General features: G+C 55.9%; 21 protein-coding genes. 13 read left to right on the top strand and 8 right to left on the bottom strand.

The window, feature by feature from the left end; genetic code table 11:
* Positions 1–30: 30 nt before the first annotated feature.
* Positions 31–1,077, bottom strand: coding sequence for a YeiH family protein (locus ABR39_RS08380; RefSeq protein ID WP_047346567.1), 1,047 nt, complete (start codon positions 1,075–1,077; stop codon positions 31–33).
* A 97-nt stretch (positions 1,078–1,174) separates the two neighbouring features.
* Between ABR39_RS08380 and yieE the strand changes: the two genes are divergently transcribed.
* The 3 genes from yieE (at position 1,175) to cirA (ending at position 5,871) form a co-directional block, all read left to right on the top strand.
* Complete coding sequence (yieE, locus tag ABR39_RS08375) at positions 1,175–2,041, top strand: DNA-binding transcriptional regulator YeiE (RefSeq protein WP_047346566.1); 867 nt, start codon at positions 1,175–1,177, stop codon at positions 2,039–2,041.
* A 164-nt stretch (positions 2,042–2,205) separates the two neighbouring features.
* Positions 2,206–3,675: an amino acid permease gene (locus ABR39_RS08370; protein WP_023336352.1), complete on the top strand. Its 1,470-nt coding sequence runs from the start codon at positions 2,206–2,208 to the stop codon at positions 3,673–3,675.
* A gap of 225 nt (positions 3,676–3,900) precedes the next feature.
* Positions 3,901–5,871, top strand: a complete 1,971-nt coding sequence (cirA, locus tag ABR39_RS08365; protein ID WP_047346565.1) for a catecholate siderophore receptor CirA — start codon at positions 3,901–3,903, stop codon at positions 5,869–5,871.
* 85 nt (positions 5,872–5,956) lie between these two features.
* Here cirA and fghA read toward each other — a convergent pair whose 3' ends face one another.
* Entirely contained in the window at positions 5,957–6,784 is an 828-nt protein-coding gene (fghA, locus tag ABR39_RS08360) for an S-formylglutathione hydrolase (RefSeq protein WP_047346564.1), read from the bottom strand.
* 138 nt (positions 6,785–6,922) lie between these two features.
* Between fghA and ABR39_RS08355 the strand changes: the two genes are divergently transcribed.
* The 7 genes from ABR39_RS08355 (at position 6,923) to mglC (ending at position 15,117) form a co-directional block, all read left to right on the top strand.
* On the top strand, positions 6,923–8,071 hold the full coding sequence (locus ABR39_RS08355; RefSeq protein ID WP_047346563.1) for a YbfB/YjiJ family MFS transporter: 1,149 nt from the start codon (positions 6,923–6,925) through the stop codon (positions 8,069–8,071).
* Positions 8,072–8,173: 102 nt separating this feature from the next.
* Positions 8,174–8,842, top strand: a complete 669-nt coding sequence (gene folE / locus ABR39_RS08350; RefSeq protein WP_008500927.1) for a GTP cyclohydrolase I FolE — start codon at positions 8,174–8,176, stop codon at positions 8,840–8,842.
* A 19-nt stretch (positions 8,843–8,861) separates the two neighbouring features.
* Entirely contained in the window at positions 8,862–10,019 is a 1,158-nt protein-coding gene (gene yeiB, locus ABR39_RS08345; RefSeq protein WP_047346562.1) for a DUF418 domain-containing protein YeiB, read from the top strand.
* 155 nt (positions 10,020–10,174) lie between these two features.
* Complete coding sequence (gene galS / locus ABR39_RS08340; protein WP_047346561.1) at positions 10,175–11,197, top strand: HTH-type transcriptional regulator GalS; 1,023 nt, start codon at positions 10,175–10,177, stop codon at positions 11,195–11,197.
* A gap of 295 nt (positions 11,198–11,492) precedes the next feature.
* A complete protein-coding gene (gene mglB / locus ABR39_RS08335; protein WP_023312468.1) occupies positions 11,493–12,491 on the top strand; it encodes a galactose/glucose ABC transporter substrate-binding protein MglB in 999 nt (332 codons plus the stop codon).
* 79 nt (positions 12,492–12,570) lie between these two features.
* A complete protein-coding gene (gene mglA / locus ABR39_RS08330; RefSeq protein WP_047174129.1) occupies positions 12,571–14,091 on the top strand; it encodes a galactose/methyl galactoside ABC transporter ATP-binding protein MglA in 1,521 nt (506 codons plus the stop codon).
* Positions 14,092–14,106: 15 nt separating this feature from the next.
* Positions 14,107–15,117, top strand: coding sequence for a galactose/methyl galactoside ABC transporter permease MglC (mglC, locus tag ABR39_RS08325; RefSeq protein WP_029740401.1), 1,011 nt, complete (start codon positions 14,107–14,109; stop codon positions 15,115–15,117).
* A 50-nt stretch (positions 15,118–15,167) separates the two neighbouring features.
* Here the strand turns inward: mglC and ABR39_RS08320 are convergent, their stop codons facing one another.
* The 6 genes from ABR39_RS08320 to ABR39_RS08295 all read right to left on the bottom strand — a co-directional run bounded on the left by ABR39_RS08320 (position 15,168) and on the right by ABR39_RS08295 (position 20,521).
* Entirely contained in the window at positions 15,168–16,556 is a 1,389-nt protein-coding gene (locus ABR39_RS08320; RefSeq protein ID WP_047346804.1) for a glutamine synthetase family protein, read from the bottom strand.
* Between the two features lie 121 nt (positions 16,557–16,677).
* Positions 16,678–17,397, bottom strand: coding sequence for an outer membrane permeability protein SanA (sanA, locus tag ABR39_RS08315; protein ID WP_047346560.1), 720 nt, complete (start codon positions 17,395–17,397; stop codon positions 16,678–16,680).
* 127 nt (positions 17,398–17,524) lie between these two features.
* A complete protein-coding gene (gene cdd, locus ABR39_RS08310) occupies positions 17,525–18,409 on the bottom strand; it encodes a cytidine deaminase (RefSeq protein WP_047346559.1) in 885 nt (294 codons plus the stop codon).
* Positions 18,410–18,538: 129 nt separating this feature from the next.
* The gene (locus ABR39_RS08305; RefSeq protein ID WP_047346558.1) at positions 18,539–19,234 is read right to left on the bottom strand and encodes a CidB/LrgB family autolysis modulator; all 696 of its coding nucleotides are present in this window, start codon (positions 19,232–19,234) and stop codon (positions 18,539–18,541) included.
* Positions 19,231–19,626 carry a CidA/LrgA family protein gene (locus ABR39_RS08300; RefSeq protein ID WP_047346557.1) on the bottom strand — a complete coding sequence of 132 codons (396 nt, stop codon included), beginning with the start codon at positions 19,624–19,626 and terminating at the stop codon, positions 19,231–19,233. The genes ABR39_RS08305 and ABR39_RS08300 overlap by 4 nt, the downstream gene beginning before the upstream one ends.
* A 184-nt stretch (positions 19,627–19,810) precedes the next feature.
* Positions 19,811–20,521 (bottom strand): type 1 glutamine amidotransferase, encoded by a 711-nt coding sequence (locus ABR39_RS08295; protein WP_047346556.1) that lies wholly within the window; start codon positions 20,519–20,521, stop codon positions 19,811–19,813.
* Positions 20,522–20,580: 59 nt separating this feature from the next.
* Here ABR39_RS08295 and ABR39_RS08290 point away from each other — a divergent pair, with 59 nt between their 5' ends.
* The 3 genes from ABR39_RS08290 (at position 20,581) to ABR39_RS08280 (ending at position 24,000) form a co-directional block, all read left to right on the top strand.
* Positions 20,581–21,378: an AraC family transcriptional regulator gene (locus ABR39_RS08290; RefSeq protein ID WP_047346555.1), complete on the top strand. Its 798-nt coding sequence runs from the start codon at positions 20,581–20,583 to the stop codon at positions 21,376–21,378.
* Positions 21,379–21,419: 41 nt separating this feature from the next.
* On the top strand, positions 21,420–22,352 hold the full coding sequence (gene dusC / locus ABR39_RS08285; protein WP_047346554.1) for a tRNA dihydrouridine(16) synthase DusC: 933 nt from the start codon (positions 21,420–21,422) through the stop codon (positions 22,350–22,352).
* A 358-nt stretch (positions 22,353–22,710) separates the two neighbouring features.
* Positions 22,711–24,000 (top strand): carbohydrate porin, encoded by a 1,290-nt coding sequence (locus ABR39_RS08280; RefSeq protein WP_430748973.1) that lies wholly within the window; start codon positions 22,711–22,713, stop codon positions 23,998–24,000.
* The last annotated feature ends 109 nt before the right edge of the window (positions 24,001–24,109 follow it).

Here is a 24,109-nt window from a genome sequence, read left to right as displayed (position 1 = left end):
AGCGGGTTAGCAGGAGAAGGACGAGATGGTTTATGCCATCAGGCTATGGACCACGAGGTTAATCGCGCCACCGCCGACAATCAGCCAGATGAAGAGCACCAGCGCCATCAGCAGCGGTTTCGCCCCGGCTTTTTTCAGCGCGCTGACGTGCGTGGTCACCCCCAGCGCCGCCATCGCCATCGCCAGCAGCACCGTATCCAGCGTCACCAGCATATCGACAACGGCTTTCGGCAGCAGGTGGAAGGAATTGAAAATCGCCACCACGATAAACAGGATCGCAAACCACGGAATGGTGATTTTGCTTTTCTCGCTGCCGCCCGCCGGAGCCAGCTGTTTAACCCGCGCGGCCAGGAAAATCAGGAACGGCGCCAGCATCATTACGCGCAGCATTTTGGCAATCACCGCCGCGTTTTCGGCTTCCGGGTTAATGGCGTGTCCTGCGGCAACCACCTGGGCCACTTCGTGCATGGTCGAGCCAATATAAATGCCGTACGTTTCCGGGCTAAACCAGTGGGCAACCAGCGGATACATCGCCGGGTAGAGGAAAATTGCCAGCGTACCGAAGATCACCACCGTCGCCACCGCCACCGTCACCTTGCTGGCTTCGGCTTTAACGACGGGTTCCGTTGCCAGCACCGCCGCGGCCCCGCAGATACTGCTCCCGGCACCGATCAGCCAACTGGTGTGCTTATCCAGGCCAAAGACTTTCTGACCGATAAAGCAGGCCAGCAAAAAGGTGCTGGTGAGGGTCAGGACGTCGATGGCGATCCCGCTCACGCCCACATCTGCAATCTGTGAAAAGGTGAGACGAAAGCCGTAAAGAATGATCCCCAGACGCAGCAGGTGCTGTTTGGCGAAGATCACGCCGCCGTCGCAGGATTTCCAGATACGCGGGTAGACGGTATTGCCCACGACCATGCCGAGCAAAATTGCCAGGGTTAACGCGCTAAAGCCTGCCCCCGCGATGGCCGGAATACTTCCGCCCCAAAGCGCCACGCCGGTAACCGCTGCGCTGAGCGCAAGACCCGGCACGAAGTGCCACACTGTACGATGATGTTGTAAGGTGAGTTCTGACATAACCTTCTCCTTTGTCTGGCTAAAGGTTACGGCGCTCTGGCTTAAAAATAAAATTGATTATATACTTATAATCAATCTATATAAGTGGTAAGCAACCATGCACATTACATTGCGTCAGCTGGAAGTCTTTGCCGAAGTGCTGAAAAGCGGATCGACAACGCAGGCCTCTCAGATGCTGGCGCTCTCTCAATCTGCGGTCAGCGCGGCGTTGACCGATCTTGAAGGGCAACTGGGCGTGCAGCTTTTCGACAGGGTAGGGAAGCGTCTGGTGGTCAACGAACATGGCCGTCTGCTCTACCCGCGCGCGCTGGCGCTGCTCGAGCAGGCTATCGAAATCGAACAGCTTTTCCGCGAGGACAACGGTGCGATCCGCGTCTACGCCAGCAGCACCATCGGGAATTACATCCTGCCGGAAGTGATTGCCCGCTACCGCCGGGATTTCCCGACCCTGCCGCTGGAGATGAGCGTGGGCAATAGCCAGGACGTCATCAACGCGGTGATCGATTTCCGCGTGGATATCGGCCTCATTGAAGGACCCTGCCATAACGTCGACATCATTGCCGAGCCCTGGCTGGAAGATGAGCTGGTGGTGTTTGCTTCCCCGGCCTCGTCTTTACTGCAGGGAGAAGTGACGCTGGAACGCCTCGCGCAGGCGCAGTGGATCCTGCGCGAGCAGGGCTCCGGCACGCGTGAAATTGTCGATTACCTGCTGCTTTCCCATCTGCCGCATTTCCAACTGGGGATGGAGCTGGGGAATTCAGAGGCCATCAAGCACGCGGTGCGCCACGGCCTCGGCATCAGCTGTCTTTCCCGGCGCGTCATTGCTGAACAGCTAGAGACAGGCTCGCTGGTTGAGATTCCCATTCCGCTCCCGAAACTGGTGCGCACCCTGTGGTGCATCCATCATCGTCAGAAACACCTTTCCAGTTCGCTGCAGCGTTTTCTGCGCTATTGCGAGATGTAATCTTCCCCTCTCCTTAAAGGGGAGAGGGGAAAGCCCCGATTTCTGCTTTACTTATAATCCTGGCCGAGTCATGAAGCTCTCTTATAACTGAGTATTTCTGCCGGAAGGAACGCGGATCGTCTGCTACAATCGCGCCTCATTTATTAAATGGACAGCATTTTCATATGGTTTCAGAAATTAAAACCACAGAAGCGCCCACGCTACGTCGTGAACTGAAGGCGCGTCACCTGACGATGATCGCGATTGGCGGTTCAATCGGTACAGGTCTTTTCGTTGCCTCTGGCGCAACGATTTCGGCAGCAGGCCCGGGTGGGGCACTTTTCTCTTATATCCTGATTGGCCTGATGGTGTACTTCCTGATGACCAGCCTGGGCGAACTGGCCGCGTACATGCCGGTATCCGGTTCGTTTTCGACCTACGGTCAAAAATACGTTGAAGAAGGCTTCGGCTTCGCGCTGGGCTGGAACTACTGGTACAACTGGGCGGTGACCATCGCCGTTGACCTTGTCGCCGCACAGCTGGTGATGAACTGGTGGTTCCCGGATACGCCGGGCTGGATCTGGAGCGCTCTGTTCCTGGCCGTCATCTTCCTGCTGAACTACATCTCCGTGCGCGGTTTCGGCGAAGCGGAATACTGGTTCTCTTTGATCAAAGTGGCAACCGTCATCATCTTTATCGTCGTCGGTGTGGCGATGATCGTTGGTATTTTCAAAGGCGCTGAACCTGCGGGCTGGAGTAACTGGGCGATAGGCGATGCGCCGTTTGCCGGTGGCCTTTCGGCGATGATTGGTGTGGCAATGATTGTCGGCTTCTCCTTCCAGGGGACCGAGCTGATTGGCATCGCCGCCGGTGAGTCAGAGAACCCGGAGAAAAATATTCCGCGTGCGGTCCGTCAGGTCTTCTGGCGTATCCTGCTATTCTATGTGTTCGCGATCCTGATTATCAGCCTTATCATTCCGTACACCGATCCAAGCCTGCTGCGCAATGACGTCAAAGACATTAGCGTCAGCCCGTTCACGCTGGTCTTCCAGCACGCCGGTCTGCTTTCTGCTGCGGCAGTGATGAACGCCGTTATCCTGACCGCCGTGCTTTCAGCCGGTAACTCCGGGATGTACGCCTCCACCCGTATGCTCTACACGCTGGCATGTGACGGTAAAGCACCGCGTATCTTCGCGAAACTGTCCCGCGGCGGCGTCCCGCGTAACGCGCTGTACGCGACAACGGTAATCGCCGGCCTGTGCTTCCTGACTTCCATGTTTGGCAACCAGACGGTGTACCTCTGGCTGCTTAACACGTCCGGGATGACGGGCTTTATCGCGTGGCTGGGCATTGCCATTAGCCACTACCGTTTCCGCCGTGGCTTCGTCAAGCAGGGGCACGATATTAACTCGCTGCCGTATCGCTCCGGCTTCTTCCCGCTGGGTCCCATTTTCGCCTTCATTCTGTGCCTGATCATTACGCTCGGACAGAACTATGAAGCGTTCCTGGCGGACACCATTGACTGGGGCGCCGTCACGGCGACCTACATTGGTATTCCGCTGTTCCTCGTCATCTGGTTTGGCTACAAGCTGACGAAAGGAACAAAATTCGTTCGCTACAGTGAAATGGAATTCCCGGAACGATTTAAACAATAACCGCACTTCCTCTCTCTTTAGCCCGCTCATTCGAGCGGGCTTTTTTATTCCCGCATCCTGAAACAAAGATATATTTCTTAACAATTTAATTGATAATAATTATCGTTTGCTTTATCGTTATCAAAAATAAGCGTGTCACCGACCCACCGCAGATGTGGGCGGCAAGGAAGACGCTGTGAGCGATGATGATTTGATTTAGTTGTATTTACCTCATGGAGATATGGAATGTTTAGGTTGAATCCCTTCGTCAGGGGAGGACTTTGTGCGTCCGCAATGTCCCTGGCCCTGCCTGTTATCGCAGCCGAATCCGGCGACACAATGGTTGTAACGGCCTCCGCGACCGAGCAAAACCTGAAAGACGCACCCGCAAGCATCAGCGTGATTACCCAGGAAGATTTGCAGCGCAAACCCGTTCAGAATCTGAAAGATGTGTTACGGGATGTGCCGGGCGTTCAGCTCACGAGCGAAGGGGACAACCGTAAAGGGGTAAGTATTCGCGGACTGGACAGCAGCTATACGCTGATCCTGATCGACGGCAAGCGCGTCAACTCCCGTAACGCGGTGTTCCGTCATAATGATTTCGACCTCAACTGGGTGCCGGTTGACGCCATTGAACGAATCGAAGTGGTGCGCGGACCGATGTCTTCTCTTTATGGTTCCGATGCGCTGGGCGGCGTGGTGAACATTATCACCAAAAAAATCGGCCAGAAATGGACGGGCACCCTGAGCGCCGATTCCACGATTCAGGAACATCGCGATCGTGGAGACACGTATAACGGTCAGTTCTACACCAGCGGACCGCTGGTCGACGGCCTGCTGGGGCTGAAAGCCTACGGTAGCCTCGCGAAGCGTGAGAAAGACGCTCAGCAGAAATCCTCCACTACGGCGAGCGGTGAAACACCGCGCATTGAGGGCTTCACCAGCCGCGATGCGAATGTGGAATTCACCTGGACACCGTCTGAAAATCACGACTTTACGGCGGGCTACGGTTTCGACCGTCAGGATCGTGACTCTGATTCCCTCGATAAAAACCGCCTTGAACGTCAGAACTACTCTCTCAGCCACAATGGTCGCTGGGGCGTCGGCAACAGCGAGCTGAAGGTTTACGGCGAAAAGGTGGATAACAAAAACCCGGACAACAGCAATCCGATCACCTCCGAGAGCAACGCGGTGGACGGAAAATACGTGCTGCCGCTGGGCGAAATCAACCAGTTGCTGACCTTCGGCGGCGAATGGCGTCACGATAAGCTGAAAGATCCGGTCAACCTGACGGGCGGTTCCAGCAGCAGTACCTCGACAAGCCAGTATGCTCTGTTCCTGGAGGATGAGTGGCGTATCTTTGAACCTCTGGCGCTGACCACCGGCATCCGTATGGACGACCATGATACCTACGGTGACCACTGGAGTCCGCGAGCCTATCTGGTCTACAACGCGACCGATACCGTAACGGTGAAAGGGGGCTGGGCTACCGCGTTTAAAGCGCCGTCACTGCTGCAGCTGAGCCCGGACTGGGTCACCGGCTCGTGCCGCGGTGCCTGTGAGATTGTCGGTAACCCGGACCTGAAGCCGGAAACCAGCGAGAGCTTCGAATTCGGTCTCTACTACAGCGGGGAAGAGGGCTGGTTAGAGGGCGTGCAGGCCAGCGTCACCACCTTCCAGAATAATGTGGATGACCGCATCAGCATTAGCCGTACGGCCAATGTGAATCAGGCGCAGGATTATCCTAACTACGTTGGGCTGAATGCGGACGGCGAACCGATTTTCCGCTACTACAACGTCAACAAGGCGCGCATCCGTGGGGTGGAAACCGAGCTGAAATTCCCGCTGGCGGAAGACTGGAAAGTGACGCTGAACTACACCTATAACGACGGTCGTGATATCAGCAACGGTGGCAACAAGCCGCTGTCCGATCTGCCGTTCCATACCGCCAACGGTACCGTTGACTGGAAGGCGACGCAGGACTGGTCGTTCTATGTTCAGGGCAACTACACCGGCGAGAAACGCGCGCTGACCAGCAGTGCACCAACGCCGGGTGGCTACGTCATCTGGAATACCGGCGCCGCGTGGCAGGCGACGAAAAGCGTGAAGCTGCGTGCGGGCGTGCAGAACCTGCTGGATAAAGATCTGAGCCGTGACGATTACAGCTATACGGAAGATGGCCGTCGTTACTTCGTGGGTGTGGATTACAAGTTCTGATCCAGTCATGTGCCGGGTGGCGGCTGCGCCTTACCCGGCCCGTAGGCCCGGTAAGCGAAGCGCCACCGGGCAAAAAAGGCAGCACTTATGCAAATAAATGCTCCGCATGGAAGCGGAGATGGTCCTCGATAAAGGACGCAATGAAGTAATAGCTGTGATCGTATCCCGGCTGAATGCGCAGCGTCAGCGGCCAGTCTTTCTGACGCGCCGCCTCTGCCAGCACCGCAGGCTGTAGCTGACTGGCGAGGAACTGATCCGCATCACCCTGATCGATAAGGGTGGGAATGGCCTCTTCAGCGTTGCTGTTCAGCATCAGCGCACAGCTGTCCCATGCCAGCCATTTTTCCGCATCCTTACCCAGATAGTGGGTAAAGGCTTTTTGCCCCCACGGCACCTGAGAGGGGTTCACGATAGGGGCAAATGCCGACACGCTGGTGTATTTACCCGGGTTTTTCAGCGCCATTATCAACGCCCCGTGACCGCCCATCGAGTGGCCGCTAATCGCGCAGCGGTTACCTACCGCAAACTGAGCCTGCACCAGGGCAGGAAGCTCATCGCGAATGTAATCATACATGCGGTAGTGGCGCGCCCAGGGCTGTTCGGACGCATTCAGATAAAACCCGGCGCCTTTGCCCAGGTCGTATCCTGCGTCGTCGGCCACATCATCGCCACGCGGGCTGGTGTCTGGCATCACCAGCGCAATGCCCAGCTCGGCGGCAATACGCTGCGCGCCCGCTTTGGTGGTGAAGTTTTCGTCGTTGCAGGTCAGGCCTGAAAGCCAGAACAGAACCGGTGGGTTTTCCGTCGGGGGCAGGAAGATACTGAACGTCATCGCACAGTTCAGAACGGTGGAGTCGTGCCGCCAGCGCTGCTGTCGACCTTCAAAACAACGGTGCTCTTCGAGCAGTTCCATGCAGGGCTCCTTAATGAGAATGCGCATTCATAACATCCATAATACAGCGTTTTCATTGACCTGTGAGCAACTTTCACTTTCACCGGACGGCGAGATGCTGCATCATAAATTTACTTTTCTTTAACATTTGGAGCAGTCATGGCGCTGCGTATTGCGCTCAGTGGGTTCGTCGTTCTGGTGGTGGCAATGGGGATTGGGCGCTTTGCCTTTACGCCTCAGGTGCCGCTGATGATTGCTGCCGGGCAGCTTACGCTGACCAGCGCGGGCCTGGTGGCGGCGATGAATTATCTGGGCTATCTGGTGGGCGCATGGGATGCGATGCGCGCGCACCGCTTTGTTGAAACGCGTCTCTGGCTGGGCATCGCGGGCGCGGTGGCGTTGACGCTGCTCTCTGCCGCGGCGGATAACGCCGTTGTACACGGTCTGCTGCGCTTTGTGATTGGCTGCATGAGCGGCTGGTCGATGGTGCTGATTGCCGCCTGGACTAACGAGCGGCTGGGGCAGCTGGGTAAACCGGGCCTGAGCGCGGCCGTGTTTGCCGGTCCGGGCGCGGGGATTGCCCTGAGCGGGTTGCTCGCCGTCTATATTCAGGCGAAATCCCTCTCGGCCGGGGCGGCATGGCAAATCTACGGCGTGCTGGCGCTGGTGCTGATTGCCCTGGTGGCGCGCTACCTGCCGCGTTCCGGTCAACTTCATCGACCGGGAACCGCGCCGGAGCCGCTGGTGCTGACGGTAGATTTAAAGCGCCTGGTCTGGAGCTACAGCCTGGCCGGGTTTGGCTATATCCTTCCGGCGACCTTCCTGTCGCAGATGGCGGCCGTACGTTTTCCCGGCAGCCTGTTCGCCCAGTTCGTCTGGCCGATTTTTGGTATCGCCGCCGTGGTGGGGATTGCGCTCAGCATTCTGTTGCGCCACACCTCAACGGCTAACCGCAGGCTGGCTATCGTGCTGTGGTTGCAGGGGGCAGGCGTGCTGGCGGCCTGGCTGCTGCCGGGAATCGGCGGATTGCTGACGGGTGGGCTGCTGGTGGGCGGCGGGTTCCTCTGCGCCGTTCAGCTCTCGCTTTTATACGGCCGCGAGCTGGCACCGAACCATACGCGGTACATGGCGGGTCTGCTTACCACAGGGTATGCGATAGGGCAATTGATTGGCCCGATGACCTCGGCATTATCGACCTGGTTTACCCACCGGCTGGAGCCTGCGCTGGGGCTGGCGGGCGTTGCGCTGTTCGTCGGCGGGGCTCTGGTCTGGAATCGTCACGCTGAAAGGCAGCAGCAATTGCAATAATTATCGTCGTGAATACTGGATTATGTGCGCGGCCTCACGCACAATGAGCGCATACTTTTGCCACAACGAGGGCAAAAGATGCCACACCTGCAGGAGAACAAAATGTCATCACTCAGTAAAGAAGCTGCCCTGGTCCACGAAGCCCTGGTTGCGCGCGGTCTTGAAACGCCACTGCGTCCGCCCGTACAGGATTTGGACAATGAAACCCGCAAGCGTCTGATTGCCGGTCATATGACCGATATCATGGAGCTGCTGAATCTCGATCTGAGTGACGACAGTCTGATGGAGACGCCGCACCGCATCGCAAAAATGTACGTCGACGAAATTTTCTCCGGCCTGGATTACGCCAACTTCCCGAAAATTACCGTCATCGAAAACAAGATGAAAGTGGACGAGATGGTCACGGTACGCGATATCACGCTGACCAGCACCTGCGAACACCATTTTGTCACCATCGACGGTAAAGCGACCGTGGCGTATATCCCAAAAGATACGGTGATTGGCCTGTCGAAGATCAACCGCATCGTGCAGTTCTTTGCACAGCGTCCGCAGGTGCAGGAGCGTCTGACGCAGCAGATCCTGACCGCGCTGCAAACGCTGCTGGGCACCAATAACGTGGCCGTCTCTATCGACGCGGTTCACTACTGCGTGAAAGCGCGCGGCGTGCGTGATGCGACCAGTGCAACCACCACAACCTCTCTGGGTGGTCTGTTTAAATCGAGCCAGAATACCCGCCAGGAGTTCCTGCGCGCCGTTCGTCACCACAACTAAGTCTTACAGGGCAGGGACCATGGAGCGAAACGTCACGCTCGATTTTGTTCGCGGCGTCGCCATTCTCGGTATCCTGCTGCTTAATATCAGCGCCTTCGGTCTCCCGAAGGCGGCTTATCTCAATCCTGCATGGTATGGCGACATCACGCGCAGTGATGCCTGGACGTGGGCGATCCTCGATCTTTTCGCCCAGGTCAAATTCCTCACGCTCTTTGCCCTGCTGTTTGGCGCAGGCTTGCAGCTCCTCCTCAAACGCGGTACGCGCTGGATACAGTCGCGCCTGACGCTGCTGGTGCTTCTCGGGTTTATCCACGGTCTGTTCTTCTGGGACGGCGATATTCTTCTCGCGTATGGGTTAGTCGGGCTCATCTGCTGGCGCCTTATTCGCGACGCGCAGAGCGTAAAAAGCCTGTTTAACACCGGCGTGATGCTCTACGTCATGGGGCTTGGGGTACTGCTGCTGCTGGGAATGATCTCCGGTGAGGCGACAAACCGTGCCTGGATCCCGGATGCCGCTAACCTGCAGTACGAGCAGTTCTGGAAGCTGAAGGGCGGTACGGAAGCGATAAGCAACCGTGCGGATATGCTGGGGGATAACCTCCTTGCGCTGGGCGCGCAATACGGCTGGCAGCTGGCGGGAATGATGCTGATGGGCGCGTCGCTGATGCGCACCGGCTGGCTGAAAGGCGAATTTAGCCTGCGCCACTATCGCCGCACGGGCGCCGGGCTGGTCCTGCTCGGCGTGCTGATTAACCTCCCGGCGGTGATTGCGCAGTGGCACCTCCACTGGGATTACCGCTGGTGCGCTTTCCTGCTCCAGGTGCCGCGCGAACTGAGCGCGCCGTTCCAGACCATCGGCTATGCGGCGCTGATCTATGGCTTCTGGCCAACGCTTTCTCGCCTGTGGATTGTCAGCGCTATCGCCTGCGTGGGTCGCATGGCGTTAAGCAATTACCTCCTGCAAACGCTGATATGCACCACGCTTTTCTATCGCTTTGGTCTGTTTATGAAATTCGACCGCCTCGCGCTGCTGGCGTTTGTTATCCCGGTCTGGGGAGTAAACCTGGCGTTTTCTGTTCTCTGGCTACGCTATTTCCGCCAGGGACCGCTAGAGTGGGTGTGGCGTCAGTTAACCGCACATGCTTCAGGGATATCATTGAAAAATACATCCAGATAACGATCTGGATCACAATCGTTAACAAAACGGATGTAAGCGTTTTCATGAGTGTGAGCTTCTTCACGTAGTCCCCTTTCTCTCGCTGCCAAAATAGCCACCTTGCTAAACACAGGGGGTGTCTGTGAGTTGCTGCAATCCTTTGAAGGATGGTGAATATGATCACCATTCGTGACGTCGCCCGTCAGGCGGGCGTTTCCGTGGCTACCGTTTCGCGCGTGCTGAACAACAGCGCGCTGGTCAGCCCTGAAACCCGTGAAACCGTAATGAAAGCCGTGACCCAGCTCGGGTACCGGCCAAATGCCAATGCCCAGGCGCTTGCGACCCAGGTTAGCGACACTATCGGCGTGGTGGTGATGGATGTATCGGATGCCTTTTTCGGCGCGCTGGTGAAAGCGGTGGACGTGGTCGCCCAGCAGCATCAGAAATATGTCCTGATCGGCAATAGCTATCATGAGGCGGAAAAGGAACGCTACGCCATCGAAGTGCTGATTCGCCAGCGCTGTAACGCCCTGATTGTCCACTCAAAAGCCCTGAGCGACGAAGAGTTAATCGGGTTTATGGATCAGATCCCGGGCATGGTGCTCATCAACCGCATCGTCCCGGGCTATGCCCACCGCTGCGTCGGGCTGGATAACGTCAGCGGCGCCATGATGGCCACCAAAATGCTCATCAACAACGGGCATCAGCGGATCGGTTATCTGGCCTCCAGCCACCAGATTGAAGATGACGAACTGCGGCGCGAGGGATGGCATAACGCCCTGAAAGAGCACGGCATTACGCCATCCGATAGCTGGACTGGAACCGGAACGCCTGACATGCAGGGCGGTGAGGCGGCCATGGTGGAGCTGCTGGGGCGAAATCTGCAGCTTACTGCGGTGTTTGCCTATAACGACAGCATGGCGGCAGGGGCCCTGACGGCGCTGAAGGATAACGGCATTGCGGTGCCACAGCATTTATCACTTATCGGCTTTGACGATATCCCGATTGCCCGTTACACCGACCCGCAGCTGACAACGGTGCGTTACCCCATTGCCTCTATGGCGAAACTGGCGACTGAGCTGGCGTTACAGGGGGCAGCAGGACTGCTGGATCCGAGGGCAACACATTGTTTCATGCCGACTTTAGTGCGTCGTCACTCTGTGGCGCCCCGGCAAATTGTGGTTCCGATCACTAACTGATTACATGATGTGATGTAACCGTTTTCAATCTGTGAGTAAATTCACAGTATCTTAACAAGGCGCTGACTATGATGTCAGCGTTTTAGGGGCTGAAACGCTATGTAACGGTGATTATTCACTTTCACTATAGCCAATGTGCCGCAAACAACGAATAAAACGCATTTCTGGATCGTTACCGAACACGGAAGATAGAAATTTTATAAGTGAACTTCGGCTGTCAGTAACGTTTTATTAACACCTGCCCGCCGATCGTTATTCACAAGAACTACCCTGCATAAAAAAAACCGGAGATACCATGAATAAGAAGGTGTTGACCCTGTCTGCTGTAATGGCAAGCATGCTTTTTGGTGCAGCAGCGCACGCTGCGGATACCCGTATTGGTGTGACCATCTATAAATACGACGACAACTTCATGTCTGTTGTGCGTAAAGCAATTGAGAAAGATGCTAAAGCAGCGCCAGACGTTCAGCTGCTGATGAATGACTCCCAGAACGACCAGTCCAAACAGAACGACCAGATCGACGTTCTGCTGGCGAAAGGCGTGAAAGCCCTGGCCATCAACCTGGTTGACCCGGCTGCAGCAGGCACGGTTATTGAAAAAGCGCGCGGCCAGAACGTGCCAATCGTCTTCTTCAACAAAGAACCTTCCCGTAAAGCGCTGGATAGCTACGACAAAGCGTATTACGTCGGTACCGACTCTAAAGAGTCCGGTATTATTCAGGGCGATCTGATCGCCAAACACTGGGCGGCGAACCCGAACTGGGACCTGAACAAAGACGGCCAGATTCAGTTCGTTCTGCTGAAAGGCGAGCCAGGCCACCCGGATGCTGAAGCCCGTACCACCTACGTTATCAAAGAGCTGAACGACAAGGGCCTGAAAACCCAGCAGCTGGCGTTAGATACCGCGATGTGGGATACCGCTCAGGCGAAAGATAAGATGGACGCGTGGCTGTCCGGCCCTAACGCGAACAAAATCGAAGTGGTTATCGCCAACAACGACGCGATGGCAATGGGCGCGGTAGAAGCGCTGAAAGCACACAATAAGTCATCTATCCCGGTATTCGGTGTGGATGCGCTGCCAGAAGCGCTGGCGCTGGTTAAATCCGGCGCGATGGCCGGTACCGTGCTGAACGATGCCAACAACCAGGCGAAAGCGACCTTCGATCTGGCGAAAAACCTGGCCGATGGCAAGGGCGCGGCAGATGGCACCAGCTGGAAAATTGAAAACAAAATCGTTCGCGTACCTTACGTGGGCGTAGACCAGTCCAACCTGGCTGAGTTTATCGGTAAATAAGTTATTCGTACTGTCTTCACTGGGCGCAATTCGTTGCGCCCTTTTATAACGCGATATGCGAGGCCAACAAGGTATAATTATGGTCAGCACAACTACTCAGTCATCCGGTGAATACCTGTTGGAAATGAGCGGTATCAACAAGTCATTTCCCGGCGTTAAGGCACTCGATAATGTTAATTTAAAAGTTCGTCCTCACTCTATTCATGCATTGATGGGTGAGAACGGTGCGGGTAAATCAACATTATTAAAATGCCTTTTTGGGATCTATCAAAAAGATTCTGGCAGCATTCTTTTTCAGGGGAAAGAGATCGATTTCCATTCAGCGAAAGAAGCGCTGGAAAACGGTATCTCAATGGTTCACCAGGAATTAAACCTGGTACTGCAGCGTTCGGTCATGGATAACATGTGGTTGGGGCGTTATCCAACCAAAGGTGTTTTTGTCGATCAGGACAAAATGTATCGCGACACCAAAGCGATTTTCGATGAGCTGGATATTGATATCGACCCGCGCGCCCGCGTGGGGACATTATCCGTATCCCAGATGCAGATGATCGAAATTGCCAAAGCGTTCTCCTATGATGCGAAAATCGTCATCATGGACGAACCGACATCGTCATTAACGGAAAAAGAGGTTAATCACCTTTTTACCATTATTCGTAAGCTGAAAGATCGCGGCTGCGGCATTGTGTATATCTCCCACAAAATGGAAGAGATCTTCCAGCTGTGCGATGAGATAACCATCCTGCGCGACGGCCAGTGGATTGCCACGCAGCCGCTGGAAGGGCTGGACATGGACAAGATCATCGCCATGATGGTCGGCCGTTCCCTGAACCAGCGCTTCCCGGACAAAGAAAACAAGCCGGGCGAAGTGATCCTGGAAGTGCGCAATCTGACCTCGTTACGCCAGCCGTCCATCCGCGACGTCTCCTTCGATCTGCACAAGGGTGAAATTCTGGGGATTGCCGGCCTGGTGGGGGCAAAACGTACCGACATCGTGGAAACCCTGTTTGGCATCCGTGAAAAAGCTCAGGGCACCATTACGCTGCACGGAAAGAAAATCAATAACCACAACGCTAACGAAGCCATTAATAATGGTTTTGCGCTGGTGACGGAAGAGCGTCGTTCGACCGGTATTTACGCCTATCTGGATATTAACTTTAACTCGTTAATTTCTAATATTCGCAATTACAAAAACAAAGTCGGTCTGCTGGATAACTCCCGCATGAAGAGCGATACCCAATGGGTTATTGACTCCATGCGCGTGAAAACGCCAGGGCACCGCACCCAGATTGGTTCGCTTTCGGGCGGTAACCAGCAGAAAGTCATTATCGGCCGTTGGTTATTAACCCAGCCAGAAATTCTAATGCTGGATGAACCGACCCGCGGTATTGACGTCGGCGCGAAGTTTGAAATTTATCAGCTGATTGCCGAGCTGGCGAAAAAGAATAAAGGGATCATTATTATTTCTTCCGAAATGCCGGAATTGTTAGGGATCACAGACCGTATTCTGGTTATGAGCAATGGTCTCGTTGCCGGTATTGTTGACACCAAAACGACAACGCAAAACGAAATTTTGCGTCTTGCGTCTTTGCACCTTTAAGATCAGGGGCTCCTCATGAGTGCGTTAAATAAAAAAAGTTTTCTCACTTACCTGAAAGAAGGCGGTATTTACGTTGTTCTTTTAGTACTGCTGGCTATCATCATTTTCCAGGACCCTACGTTCTTAAGCCTGCTGAACCTGAGTAACATTCTGACCCAGTCCTCCGTGCGTATTATCATTGCGCTGGGCGTGGCGGGCCTGATCGTGACGCAGGGGACGGACCTCTCCGCGGGGCGTCAGGTTGGTCTGGCGGCGGTTATCGCGGCAACCCTGCTGCAGTCGATGGAAAACGCCAACAAGGTGTTCCCGGAAATGGCCACCATGCCGATTTTCGTGGTGATCCTGATTGTCTGCGCCATCGGCGCGGTGATTGGTCTGATCAACGGTATTATCATCGCTTACCTGAACGTGACGCCGTTTATCACCACGCTGGGTACGATGATCATCGTTTACGGCATCAACTCCCTGTACTACGACTTTGTCGGCGCTTCTCCTATCTCGGGCTTTGACAGCGGCTTCTCGACCTTTACGCAAGGGTTTATCGCGCTGGGCAGCTTCCGCCTGTCGTACATCACTTTCTATGCGCTGATTGCGGTGGCCTTCGTCTGGATCCTGTGGAACAAAACGCGCTTTGGTAAAAACATCTTCGCTATCGGCGGTAACCCGGAAGCGGCGAAAGTCTCCGGCGTAAACGTTGCCCTGAACCTGCTCTTCATCTACGCGCTGTCCGGCGTGTTCTACGCCTTCGGCGGGATGCTGGAAGCGGGCCGTATCGGCTCTGCCACTAACAACCTTGGCTTTATGTACGAGCTGGATGCGATCGCAGCCTGCGTGGTGGGCGGCGTCTCCTTCAGCGGCGGCGTGGGTACCGTACTCGGCGTCGTGACCGGTGTGATCATCTTCACCGTCATCAACTACGGGTTGACCTACATCGGCGTGAACCCGTACTGGCAGTACATCATCAAAGGCGCCATCATTATCTTCGCGGTCGCGCTGGATTCCCTGAAGTACGCGCGTAAGAAGTAAGCGTCTCTCGCTATACCCGGCCCGCTCGCCGAGCGGGCTTTTTTTATGCCCTACGCCAGATTTGACTCCTCCCGGGTCACAATGCGCTCAAACCAGTCGAGTTCAGAGAGCTTGCAGGCGACCCACTGTTCGGAAAAGGCTTCACCCAGGCTGTCGGTGAGATACTGACAGCGGGAAAAGGTTTCAATCGCCTCCTGCTGAAAAAGCGGCAGAGCGGGGTGATCCTGATGCGGCTGCGGTAACTCCTCCTCGTCGATATTTTCCAGCCCGTACAGCATGCCGGTCAGGATGGTCGCGGCCACCAGATACGGATTCGCATCGGCCCCGGCCAGCCGGTACTCGATACGCCGGTTGCTGTCATCCGAACAGGGAATACGCAGGGCGGCGGAGCGGGTGTTATAGCCCCAGGAGTTAAACACGGGCTCCGTCAGGTTTTTACGCAAGCGACGAAACGCGTTGACGCCCGGCGCGAGAATGGCAACGGAGGCGGGCATCAGCGCCAGCTGGCCCGCGATGCATAAACGCATCATGCTGTTGAGCGCGTTCACCGGTGAGGCAAAGACGTTGTCGCCATGGCTGTCGTTGAGGCTGAAATGAAAGTGCAAACCGCTGCCGGAAAGCTCGCTGAAAGGCTTGGCCATAAAGTTGGCCTGCAGGCCGTGCTTTTCGGCAACATATCGGGTCAGGCGGCGCAGCGCCAGCACGTTATCACAGACCTCAACAACGCGGTGGCTATGCTTGAGGTTTAATTCGTACTGGCCGGACTCGGCTTCCGCCACGGTCCCGGTCAGCGGGATGCGCTGAAGGTTTGCCAGCTGTTCCAGCTCGTCAAATAGCGCCGCATGCGCCGACGAAGTATCCATATGAAAACAGCCCTGATTTTGCGCATCATGGCGTTCATGCCCCGTCAGATAAAATTCGATTTCCGGGGCAATGACCGGGAAAAGGCCGTGCTGGTGGAAGCGGGCCAGGACGTTCTGCAGGATCGCGCGCGGCTCAAGCGGGCAGGGTTTATCGTCGCTGTCTTTCATCGTCAACAGGATCTGCGCGTTGTGCTGCGGATCCTGCGGGCAGGGGCGCAGGGTGCCGGCAACGGGGAGGCAGAGCCGGTCGGGTTCATCATGAAGCGGGGTCGCAATTTTTCCTTTCTGGTCCATTGAGTAGACGGAAAGAGGAAAATAACAGCCGTTTTCCAGCGTCAGCAAGCTCTCCACCGAGAGGCGCTTGCCGCGCATCGTGCCGTTGATATCGTTCAGGTAAACGTCAACGTGTTTCGTCTGCGGGTAGCGTTCCAGGTAATCGGCCACTTCTACTGAAATGTTGTGCTGCAGGGCGTCAATTTTTTCATCGAGCCAGAGGCCAGAATTGAGTGTGCCGGGGAGTGATAAACCGGGGAAGTTAAAATACGGGCGAAGACTTTTCAGGAAAAACGCATTCATTATCGAGTTCATAGTCATTCTTCAATGAAGCCGTAGCGGCAGTGAACTCAGGTTAAAAGAGCCGGCGTAAAGGGGGGATAAAAAGCGTCAGGGGCGGCGTAAAGAAAGTATAAAGGCAGGCCTATTTTTTCTCTTTTTTCTGCATATCCAGCAGCTGCTCCGGCGTCACCGCCGGGTAACCCTGCGCATCTTCCGGCACTTCATGCATCGCCGGGATCGGCACCAGCGGGCCTAAGAAGCGCGGTTCGCGTTTGAAAATATAGAGGTCGGCCAGGGCACCAAAACGGGCGCCAAACTCGCGGACGCGCACGCTCAGCATATCTTTTGGCGACGGCACCGCGTAGCACTGCGCCTGAATGCCCATATGCAGGGCGATAAACAGCGCGCGCTCGCAGTGGAAGCGCTGGGTGATGATGATGAAGTCGTTGGTGTCGAAGACTTTGCGCGTGCGCACGATGGAGTCCAGGGTGCGGAACCCGGCATAGTCGAGCACGATATCGGCAGGGTCTACGCCCCCGGCAATCAAGTCCTTACGCATCGTCACCGGTTCATTATAGCTTTGCAGGGCGTTATCCCCGCTCAACAGCAGGTAGTTCACCTTGCCGCTGTTGTAGGCGTTCAGCGCGCCCTGAATGCGGTAACGGTAATACTGATTTATGACGCCGGTGCGGTAGTACTTGGCGGTGCCGAGCACCACGCCAACCTGACGATAGGGCAGGTCCTGCAGGTCATCAAAAATGTAGGGGGCGGTTTTCCAGCTCATCCAGCGATCGAGACCCAGCACGATCAACAGCAGTATGCCGACCAGGACAGACAGGCTGTAAAAAACGCGCTTTAACATGCAGATGGCTCGTACCGAAGGTGAAATTTAACTCAGGCTACTTTACCCGCCTGGTTAGCGCAAGAAACAGAGACTCAACTGAGGGGTTTTTCAGCAAACGAGCGGGCATTTCTGCCCGCCGGAAGGATCACGCAAGCAGCACGCGGTCAATCGTTGTACAGCCGAGCGCCTTAAGCGTCGCGGCGGTTGCATCCCACTGAATCAGCGGCGCATCGGCCATTTCTGCCAGAATGGCGCGCTGAATGTCAGGGTAGTCATAACCGTTCAGGCTCAGCAGGTTAAGTGCGCCCTGCAGCGGCGGCAGCGTTGGGTTAAACGCGGCGTTTTCCGCATAGCTGCCGCTAAAGATACGGCCATCGCGGCACTGCAGCGCCACGCCGCTCGGGGACTTGCTGTACGGCGTATGGCTCTTGTTGGCAGCGGCAATAGCCGCCTGGTTCAGGTCATCGCCGGACAGGGCGAAACCGTGGTCCTGCTCGTCCATCAGCAGCGTTTTGATCTCCAGATCTTTCGGGCCAAACGCGTCCGGCAGGTAATCCGCCAGCGTGTGCGGCGCGCGACCCGGCAGGTTGATGCGCAGCTGCAGCCCGCTGTTCAGCTCGTTCATGAACTGACGGCAGTGGCCGCACGGGGTGTAGTTCACGGTAATGGCGCTCAGCGCTTTTTCACCGCGCAGCCAGGCGTGACTGATGGCGCTCTGCTCGGCGTGAACGGTTTGCTGCATGGTTGCGCCCAGGAACTCCATATTGCCGCCGAAGTACCAGGTGCCGCTGACGCCGCGCGCAATAGCCCCGACGTTGAAGTGGGAGAGATCGGCCCGCGCGCAGGCGGCGGCCAGGGGGAGCAGTGCGAAAGCCAGCGCGTCTTCGTCCAGTCCCTTTGCCTGTTTCAGCATCGTGACCTGCTCAGCCGTCAGCAGGGCGGGGAAGTGTGCATCTGCCAGAACGGGAGCCAGGGCTGACTGCAAATTCTCTGCAAGCTGGGCGAAAGCAGCTTGAAAACGTGGGTGCATGGCGTTTGCCTCATAAAGGTTAATGGATCGGTAGTTTACGGAGCCGTCAGGGCTTTATATGTGATCCACTTCTCATTATGTATGCAACTTATGAAATCAAAATGAAATTTGCGCGACGTATCGCAAATTTTAGCCCATCACCGCCAGAATCAGCGGGAAAATGAACGGGGCCAGCAGGGAGGTGATAATCCCGCAGATCACCAGCGCCAGAGAGCTAAATGCCCCTTCCTGATAATCCAGCTCCGCGCAGCGGGCGGTGCCCAGCGCGTGCGAGGCGGTGCCCATCGACAGCCCACGTGCAGCCTTCGTATGAATACGCATCGCGTTCAGCAGGGTGTGGCCAAACACCGCGCCGAGAATCCCGACGAAAATAACGCACATCGCGCTGATGGCCGGAATACCGCCGAGGCTGCCGCCGACCGCCATCGCGATAGGGGTGGTGACAGATTTAGGCAGGATAGACGCCGCAATCTGCGGAGAGGCCCCCATCAGCAGCGCCACCGACGTCCCGGTGATCATCGCCACAAGGCTGCCCACAAAACAGATCGTAATGATGGATTTCCAGCGAGCGCGGATCTGGTGCAGTTGCTCATAAAGCGGAAAGGCCAGCGCGACAACGGCAGGTTGCAGCAGGTCGTTTAAAATTGTACTGCCGGCAAAGTAGCGTTCATAAGGAATGCCGGTGAGCAGCAGGAACGGAATAATGACCACCATCGCCACCAGCAGCGGGTTCAGCAACGGCATTTTGAAACGTGCAGCAAGCTTACGCGCGGCGAAGAACACCGCCAGGGTTAACGGCAGCGACCACCAGATATTGGCCATCATTTTTTTGTTTTCTCCCCAATCACGTTACGTTCGCCATGCACCAGATGCGAACTCCAGCTCACTACCAGGAAAACCACCAGCGTACTGACCGCGCAGGAGACCACAATCGGGCCGAACTGGGCCTTGAGCAAATCAAAATACTGCATGACCCCGACGCCGATAGGCACGAAAAGCAGCGCCATATAGCGAATGAGAACGAAGCAGCCGGGGTTGACCCACTTTGCGGGCAGGATTTGCAATGCCAGCAAAACAAAGAGGATCAGCATACCGATAATGCTGCCGGGAATGACGATGGGCAGCAGCGACGCGATGAAAATCCCGGCATACAGGCAGGCGTAAATCAGGACGAATGCGCGCAGATATTGCCAGATAATGTTCAATGATTTACTCATGGTGATAGTCCTTGCTGAAACGCATTCATCATACAATTAAACCTAAAAATGTGCCACGGATCACATCATGAATTTTGAGCATACCAGACATTCCAGAATGGAACGTCCGGTATCACCTTACGGAGACAGGCTACAGTTTAGAGGAAAGGGATTGCGCTGGCGAAGTGACGCGCCAGAGATTGCATCAGCGCGAGGCGGTGAGTTTATCGAGAAAGGAAAACAGCGCCTGGTTCATTTCGCCATAATCATGGGAGCGGATTTTTTCCGCCGTTTCGACAAAACGGAATTCACCCGCACGGCGGAGGTCGTTCTGCGAATGCTCAATCAGCAGCTCTACCGCCTCCGGCGTCAGTTCCATATGGCACTGAAAACCGTAAACCCGTTCGCCGTATTGCACAATCTGGCGAGGACAGCCCTCGCTGTAAGCGAGCACCTTAGCCTGCGGCGTCAACCCCGGCATGTCGTTATGCCAGTGACCGACGTTCAGCACGCTGCCAAAGTCTTCAAACAGCGGGTTCGCCTTGCCTGCATCCGTGAGCCTGATGGGAAATTTGCCGATCTCTTTTTCCGGGCTATGACAAAACGCTGCGCCCAGCGCCTCACCGATAAGCTGTGAGCCCAGACAAACGCCTATCACCGTTTTACCTGCCTCTATCGCGCGGCTGATGAGTGCCTTTTCCGCCTGCGCATCAAACCAGGGGCATTCCTCAAGCGTGGTGGCGGGTGACTGCGGGCCTCCCATGATGATAAGCAGGTCTGTGCGCCCCAGCTCCTCGGGTAAAGGATCGCCCTTATATACTCTGGTGTAGCTCAGACTACAGCCGCGATTTTTCCCCCAGGTCTCATAGGCACCTGGCGCTTCGAAATGTTCATGAATGATAAAATGGATGTGCATTGCGTCTCTCTCTGGTTACGTGTACAAGCAGCATCATAAGAGGAAGGGGGGAATGTGAAATGCCAACCGTTATCGATAAAACGCCAATTCACGACGATGCCATCGGATGGTCAAGAGGGGCCATTAGCTATACGCGCGGCGAAGTGGATCCGCCTCACCAGCATTCGCAGGGACAACTTTTGTTTGCCATCAAAGGGGTCATGCTGGTCGAAACCGGTAGCAAACGCTGGGTCATACCGCCGCAGCGCGCGCTGTGGATCCCTCCCTTTCAGGAACACACCTACAGCGTGCTATCCACAACGGAGCTCCGCGCGGTCTGGTTTAGCCCGACGCTGATATCGCAATGTGAGCCTTTTAAGCGGAAAGAAGAGGTTCACGTGATTATGGCGACTGCGTTGTTCAAAGAGCTGATTGCCGGGCTGTTCAGCGCGGAATACCGCCCGGCAAGCCAGCGCAGCATGGCCGTTTTGCTGCTCGATATCCTCAGCGAGACGCAGCAGATTTCGGCCGAACTGCCGATGCCCGTGGATGAGCGCTTACACCGCGTTGCCTGTGACATCATTGCCAACAATCTCTGGGATCTTTCTCTGGAAAGGCTGGCGGAACGGGCCGCGATGTCTGAACGCACATTTTCGCGCGCGTTTATCAAAGATACCGGCTTTAGCTTCCGGGCCTGGCGGCAGCGTGCAAGGATTTGTGCCTCGCTGGATCTGCTCGCAAACGGATACCCGGTTAAGCAGGTAGCCTGGATGCTGGGGTTTTCCGGACCGGCGGCATTTGCGGCGGCGTTTCGCGCCATTGTTGGGGCAACGCCGGGTGACTTTCTCCCTGAACAGAAGCGCTTCCCAGCGATATAGAGAGCGGCTACTATAGCGCGTCTTTTTTTACAGGTACTGATATGCGTGTTTTACTGGCCCCAATGGAAGGCGTGCTCGACTCCCTCGTGCGCGAGCTTCTGACCGAAGTGAACGACTACGATCTCTGCGTGACGGAATTTCTGCGCGTGGTCGATATGTTATTGCCGGTAAAATCCTTCTTCCGCCTGTGCCCCGAGCTGCACAACAACAGCCGCACCTCTTCCGGCACGCTGGTGCGTATTCAGCTGCTCGGCCAGTATCCAGAATGGCTGGCGGAAAACGCCGCCCGCGCGGTTGAGCTGGGCTCTTACGGCGTGGATCTCAACTGCGGCTGCCCGTCGAAGCTGGTGAACGGCAGCGGCGGCGGGGCGACGCTGCTAAAAGATCCTGAGCTGATTTACCGCGGTGCGAAAGCGATGCGTGAGGCCGTGCCCTCGCACTTGCCGGTAACGGTTAAGGTGCGCCTGGGATGGGACAGCGACGCGCGGCAGTTTGAAATCGCCGATGCGGTGCAGCAGGCCGGGGCTACCGAGCTGGTGGTGCATGGCCGCACCAAAGACGATGGCTACAAGGCCGATCGCATTAACTGGCAGGCGATCGGTGAGATCCGCAAGCGCCTCACCATTCCGGTGATCGCCAACGGCGAAATTTGGGATTACGAGAGCGCGCAGGCCTGCCTGAACGCCACCGGCTGCGATGCGGTAATGATCGGCCGCGGTGCGCTAAACGTACCTAACCTTAGCCGGGTGGTAAAATATAACGAGCCGCGTATGCCGTGGGAAGACGTCGTCACGCTGCTGCAAAAATACAGTCGTCTGGAAAAGCAGGGCGACACCGGTTTGTATCACGTGGCGCGAATTAAGCAGTGGCTGAGTTATTTACGCAAAGAGTACGATGAAGCGCTGGGTTTATTTCAGGAGATTAGGACATTACAGACTTCTGCTGATATTGCCCGGGTGATCCAGTCAAAATAATAAGCGTTAAATTGCTCACACTTTTTTAAACCAGAAAACAGTTCAGGTTTTCAACGTGGCGCGACGGTGTTAAGGTGCCACTGTTTTCAACGCAGGATTGTTACTGGTTAACAGGCAAAACCTAAGCGTTTCACAGCTTTCTCGCTGTGGAGCGCTTAGGTTTTTTTTTGCCTGTCGTTTACGCAGGAGAGACATTTGGCTTAGCGCTTTTTACTGATTTTAAAAAATGAAATATCGACAGGAAATAGAAAAATTTCCTGCGGCCGGTTACGCACTAAATACTCATTCACAGGTTGTTAAAATGGCATATAAAAATAAACTCTACGCGTTCGCCTTATTGACGATATCCCCGCTGTCGATGGCGCAAGACTGGAACGGAACGGTATTAGGCTTCGAGGCTCCGCCGGCTCCCCTTCTCGGCGAAATGCTTGGCGTTCGAAAAATCCTCAACGATAACGGCTTTACGTACAATCTCGGCTATTTAAATGAAATCGGCTGGAACGGCGGCGGGGGCTATAACCATGATTCCCACGTGGCGTATATCGACCAGTTTGCGCTGACCTTTAACCAGGATCTGGAGCGCTGGACCGGCATCCCGGATGCACGTATCGAAGGGAACATCGTCAACCGCAACCACAACGACGATCTCACCACCAAACGCGTTCAGGATCCGCGCGTCAACTTCAACGATCTGACCCAGGAGAGCTGGGGCGGGCAGTCCATTACCCGCCTGGGCTGGCTGACCTTTGCCCGCAGCTTTGACGACCGGCGTCTGACCTGGCGCATCGGGATGATGAACAAGGTGCAGACCTTTGACCAGATCATCCCGTGTGATTTCCAGCTGCTGTCGCAGTGCGGCGGGAAATCGGCCAACTCGCTGACCTGGAACAACTGGAACGTGCACACCTGGGGCACCACGCTGGAGTATAAGCTCACGCCAACCGTCACCTTAAAAGGCGGCGTGATGGAGCAAAACCCGGAGGCCTCCAGCCGCAGCCACGCGTGGAGCTGGTCGACAAAGGGCAGTAAAGGGGTCTTGCTGCCGGTTGAAATCGAAGCGCGTCCGCTGATTAACGGCCTGCCGGGCGCGTATAACCTGGGCGTGGTGTTTACCAACGCGCCGCAAACCGATCTCTATCGCGGCAAATCCGGCGGGGCGGGCGCGACGGACCCGGAAGGGTTTGAAACGCACAACCGGACCTGGTTTATGTACGCCGGTCTGAACCAGCAGCTTACGCAGCATCATGACGATCCGAATCGCGGGTTGAGCACCTCGTTCAGCATGAGCCTTGCGGATCAAAGCACTAACTATATGCACCAGGTTTACGCCGCCTCGCTGCGCTACCGCGGGCTTTTTGATGCGCGGCCGGAAGACTGGATTGGCTTCGGCTTAACCTGGATTGATATGAGCAGCCAGTACGCCCGCAATCAGCGTTACCAGAACAGCCTGAGCGGCGTCGCGGACTATAACAATCCGGCATATCACCCGGTGCCGGGCCATTCCCTGAACGGCGAGTTTTACTACCGTTTCCGCCCGGTGTCCTGGCTGGAGCTGCAGCCGGGTATTCAGTACTGGCACCATCCGGGAGGGGTTTCCCGCACGCAGGACGCCTGGGTAACCGAGCTGAAAACGGTGGTGAGCTTCTGATATCACCGTAGCAAGTTCGATCCGCGTCACGTTTCTGATGCGTGAGGCATTGAGGCTACGAATGAAACTGATAGAGTGCCAGAACTGGATTGTTACTGCTTCGGCAGGC

The organism is Enterobacter genomosp. O (genome assembly GCF_001022965.1).
Taxonomy (GTDB): domain Bacteria; phylum Pseudomonadota; class Gammaproteobacteria; order Enterobacterales; family Enterobacteriaceae; genus Enterobacter; species Enterobacter cloacae_L.
This window is presented reverse-complemented; position numbering and strand designations above follow the sequence as displayed.

Excerpts from the sequence above, each read along its gene's own strand:
- galS (WP_047346561.1), top strand. The coding sequence starts at position 10,175 with ATGATCACCATTCGTGACGTCGCCCGTCAGGCGGGCGTTTCCGTGGCT.
- ABR39_RS08305 (WP_047346558.1), bottom strand. The coding sequence starts at position 19,234 with ATGATGGCCAATATCTGGTGGTCGCTGCCGTTAACCCTGGCGGTGTTC.
- ABR39_RS08355 (WP_047346563.1), top strand. The coding sequence starts at position 6,923 with ATGGCGCTGCGTATTGCGCTCAGTGGGTTCGTCGTTCTGGTGGTGGCA.
- ABR39_RS08380 (WP_047346567.1), bottom strand. The coding sequence starts at position 1,077 with ATGTCAGAACTCACCTTACAACATCATCGTACAGTGTGGCACTTCGTG.
- fghA (WP_047346564.1), bottom strand. The coding sequence starts at position 6,784 with ATGGAACTGCTCGAAGAGCACCGTTGTTTTGAAGGTCGACAGCAGCGC.
- sanA (WP_047346560.1), bottom strand. The coding sequence starts at position 17,397 with ATGTTAAAGCGCGTTTTTTACAGCCTGTCTGTCCTGGTCGGCATACTG.
- ABR39_RS08320 (WP_047346804.1), bottom strand. The coding sequence starts at position 16,556 with ATGAATGCGTTTTTCCTGAAAAGTCTTCGCCCGTATTTTAACTTCCCC.
- cirA (WP_047346565.1), top strand. The coding sequence starts at position 3,901 with ATGTTTAGGTTGAATCCCTTCGTCAGGGGAGGACTTTGTGCGTCCGCA.
- yieE (WP_047346566.1), top strand. The coding sequence starts at position 1,175 with ATGCACATTACATTGCGTCAGCTGGAAGTCTTTGCCGAAGTGCTGAAA.
- mglC (WP_029740401.1), top strand. The coding sequence starts at position 14,107 with ATGAGTGCGTTAAATAAAAAAAGTTTTCTCACTTACCTGAAAGAAGGC.
- mglB (WP_023312468.1), top strand. The coding sequence starts at position 11,493 with ATGAATAAGAAGGTGTTGACCCTGTCTGCTGTAATGGCAAGCATGCTT.
- folE (WP_008500927.1), top strand. The coding sequence starts at position 8,174 with ATGTCATCACTCAGTAAAGAAGCTGCCCTGGTCCACGAAGCCCTGGTT.
- ABR39_RS08290 (WP_047346555.1), top strand. The coding sequence starts at position 20,581 with ATGCCAACCGTTATCGATAAAACGCCAATTCACGACGATGCCATCGGA.
- yeiB (WP_047346562.1), top strand. The coding sequence starts at position 8,862 with ATGGAGCGAAACGTCACGCTCGATTTTGTTCGCGGCGTCGCCATTCTC.
- cdd (WP_047346559.1), bottom strand. The coding sequence starts at position 18,409 with ATGCACCCACGTTTTCAAGCTGCTTTCGCCCAGCTTGCAGAGAATTTG.
- ABR39_RS08280 (WP_430748973.1), top strand. The coding sequence starts at position 22,711 with ATGGCGCAAGACTGGAACGGAACGGTATTAGGCTTCGAGGCTCCGCCG.
- dusC (WP_047346554.1), top strand. The coding sequence starts at position 21,420 with ATGCGTGTTTTACTGGCCCCAATGGAAGGCGTGCTCGACTCCCTCGTG.
- ABR39_RS08300 (WP_047346557.1), bottom strand. The coding sequence starts at position 19,626 with ATGAGTAAATCATTGAACATTATCTGGCAATATCTGCGCGCATTCGTC.
- mglA (WP_047174129.1), top strand. The coding sequence starts at position 12,571 with ATGGTCAGCACAACTACTCAGTCATCCGGTGAATACCTGTTGGAAATG.
- ABR39_RS08295 (WP_047346556.1), bottom strand. The coding sequence starts at position 20,521 with ATGCACATCCATTTTATCATTCATGAACATTTCGAAGCGCCAGGTGCC.
- ABR39_RS08370 (WP_023336352.1), top strand. The coding sequence starts at position 2,206 with ATGGTTTCAGAAATTAAAACCACAGAAGCGCCCACGCTACGTCGTGAA.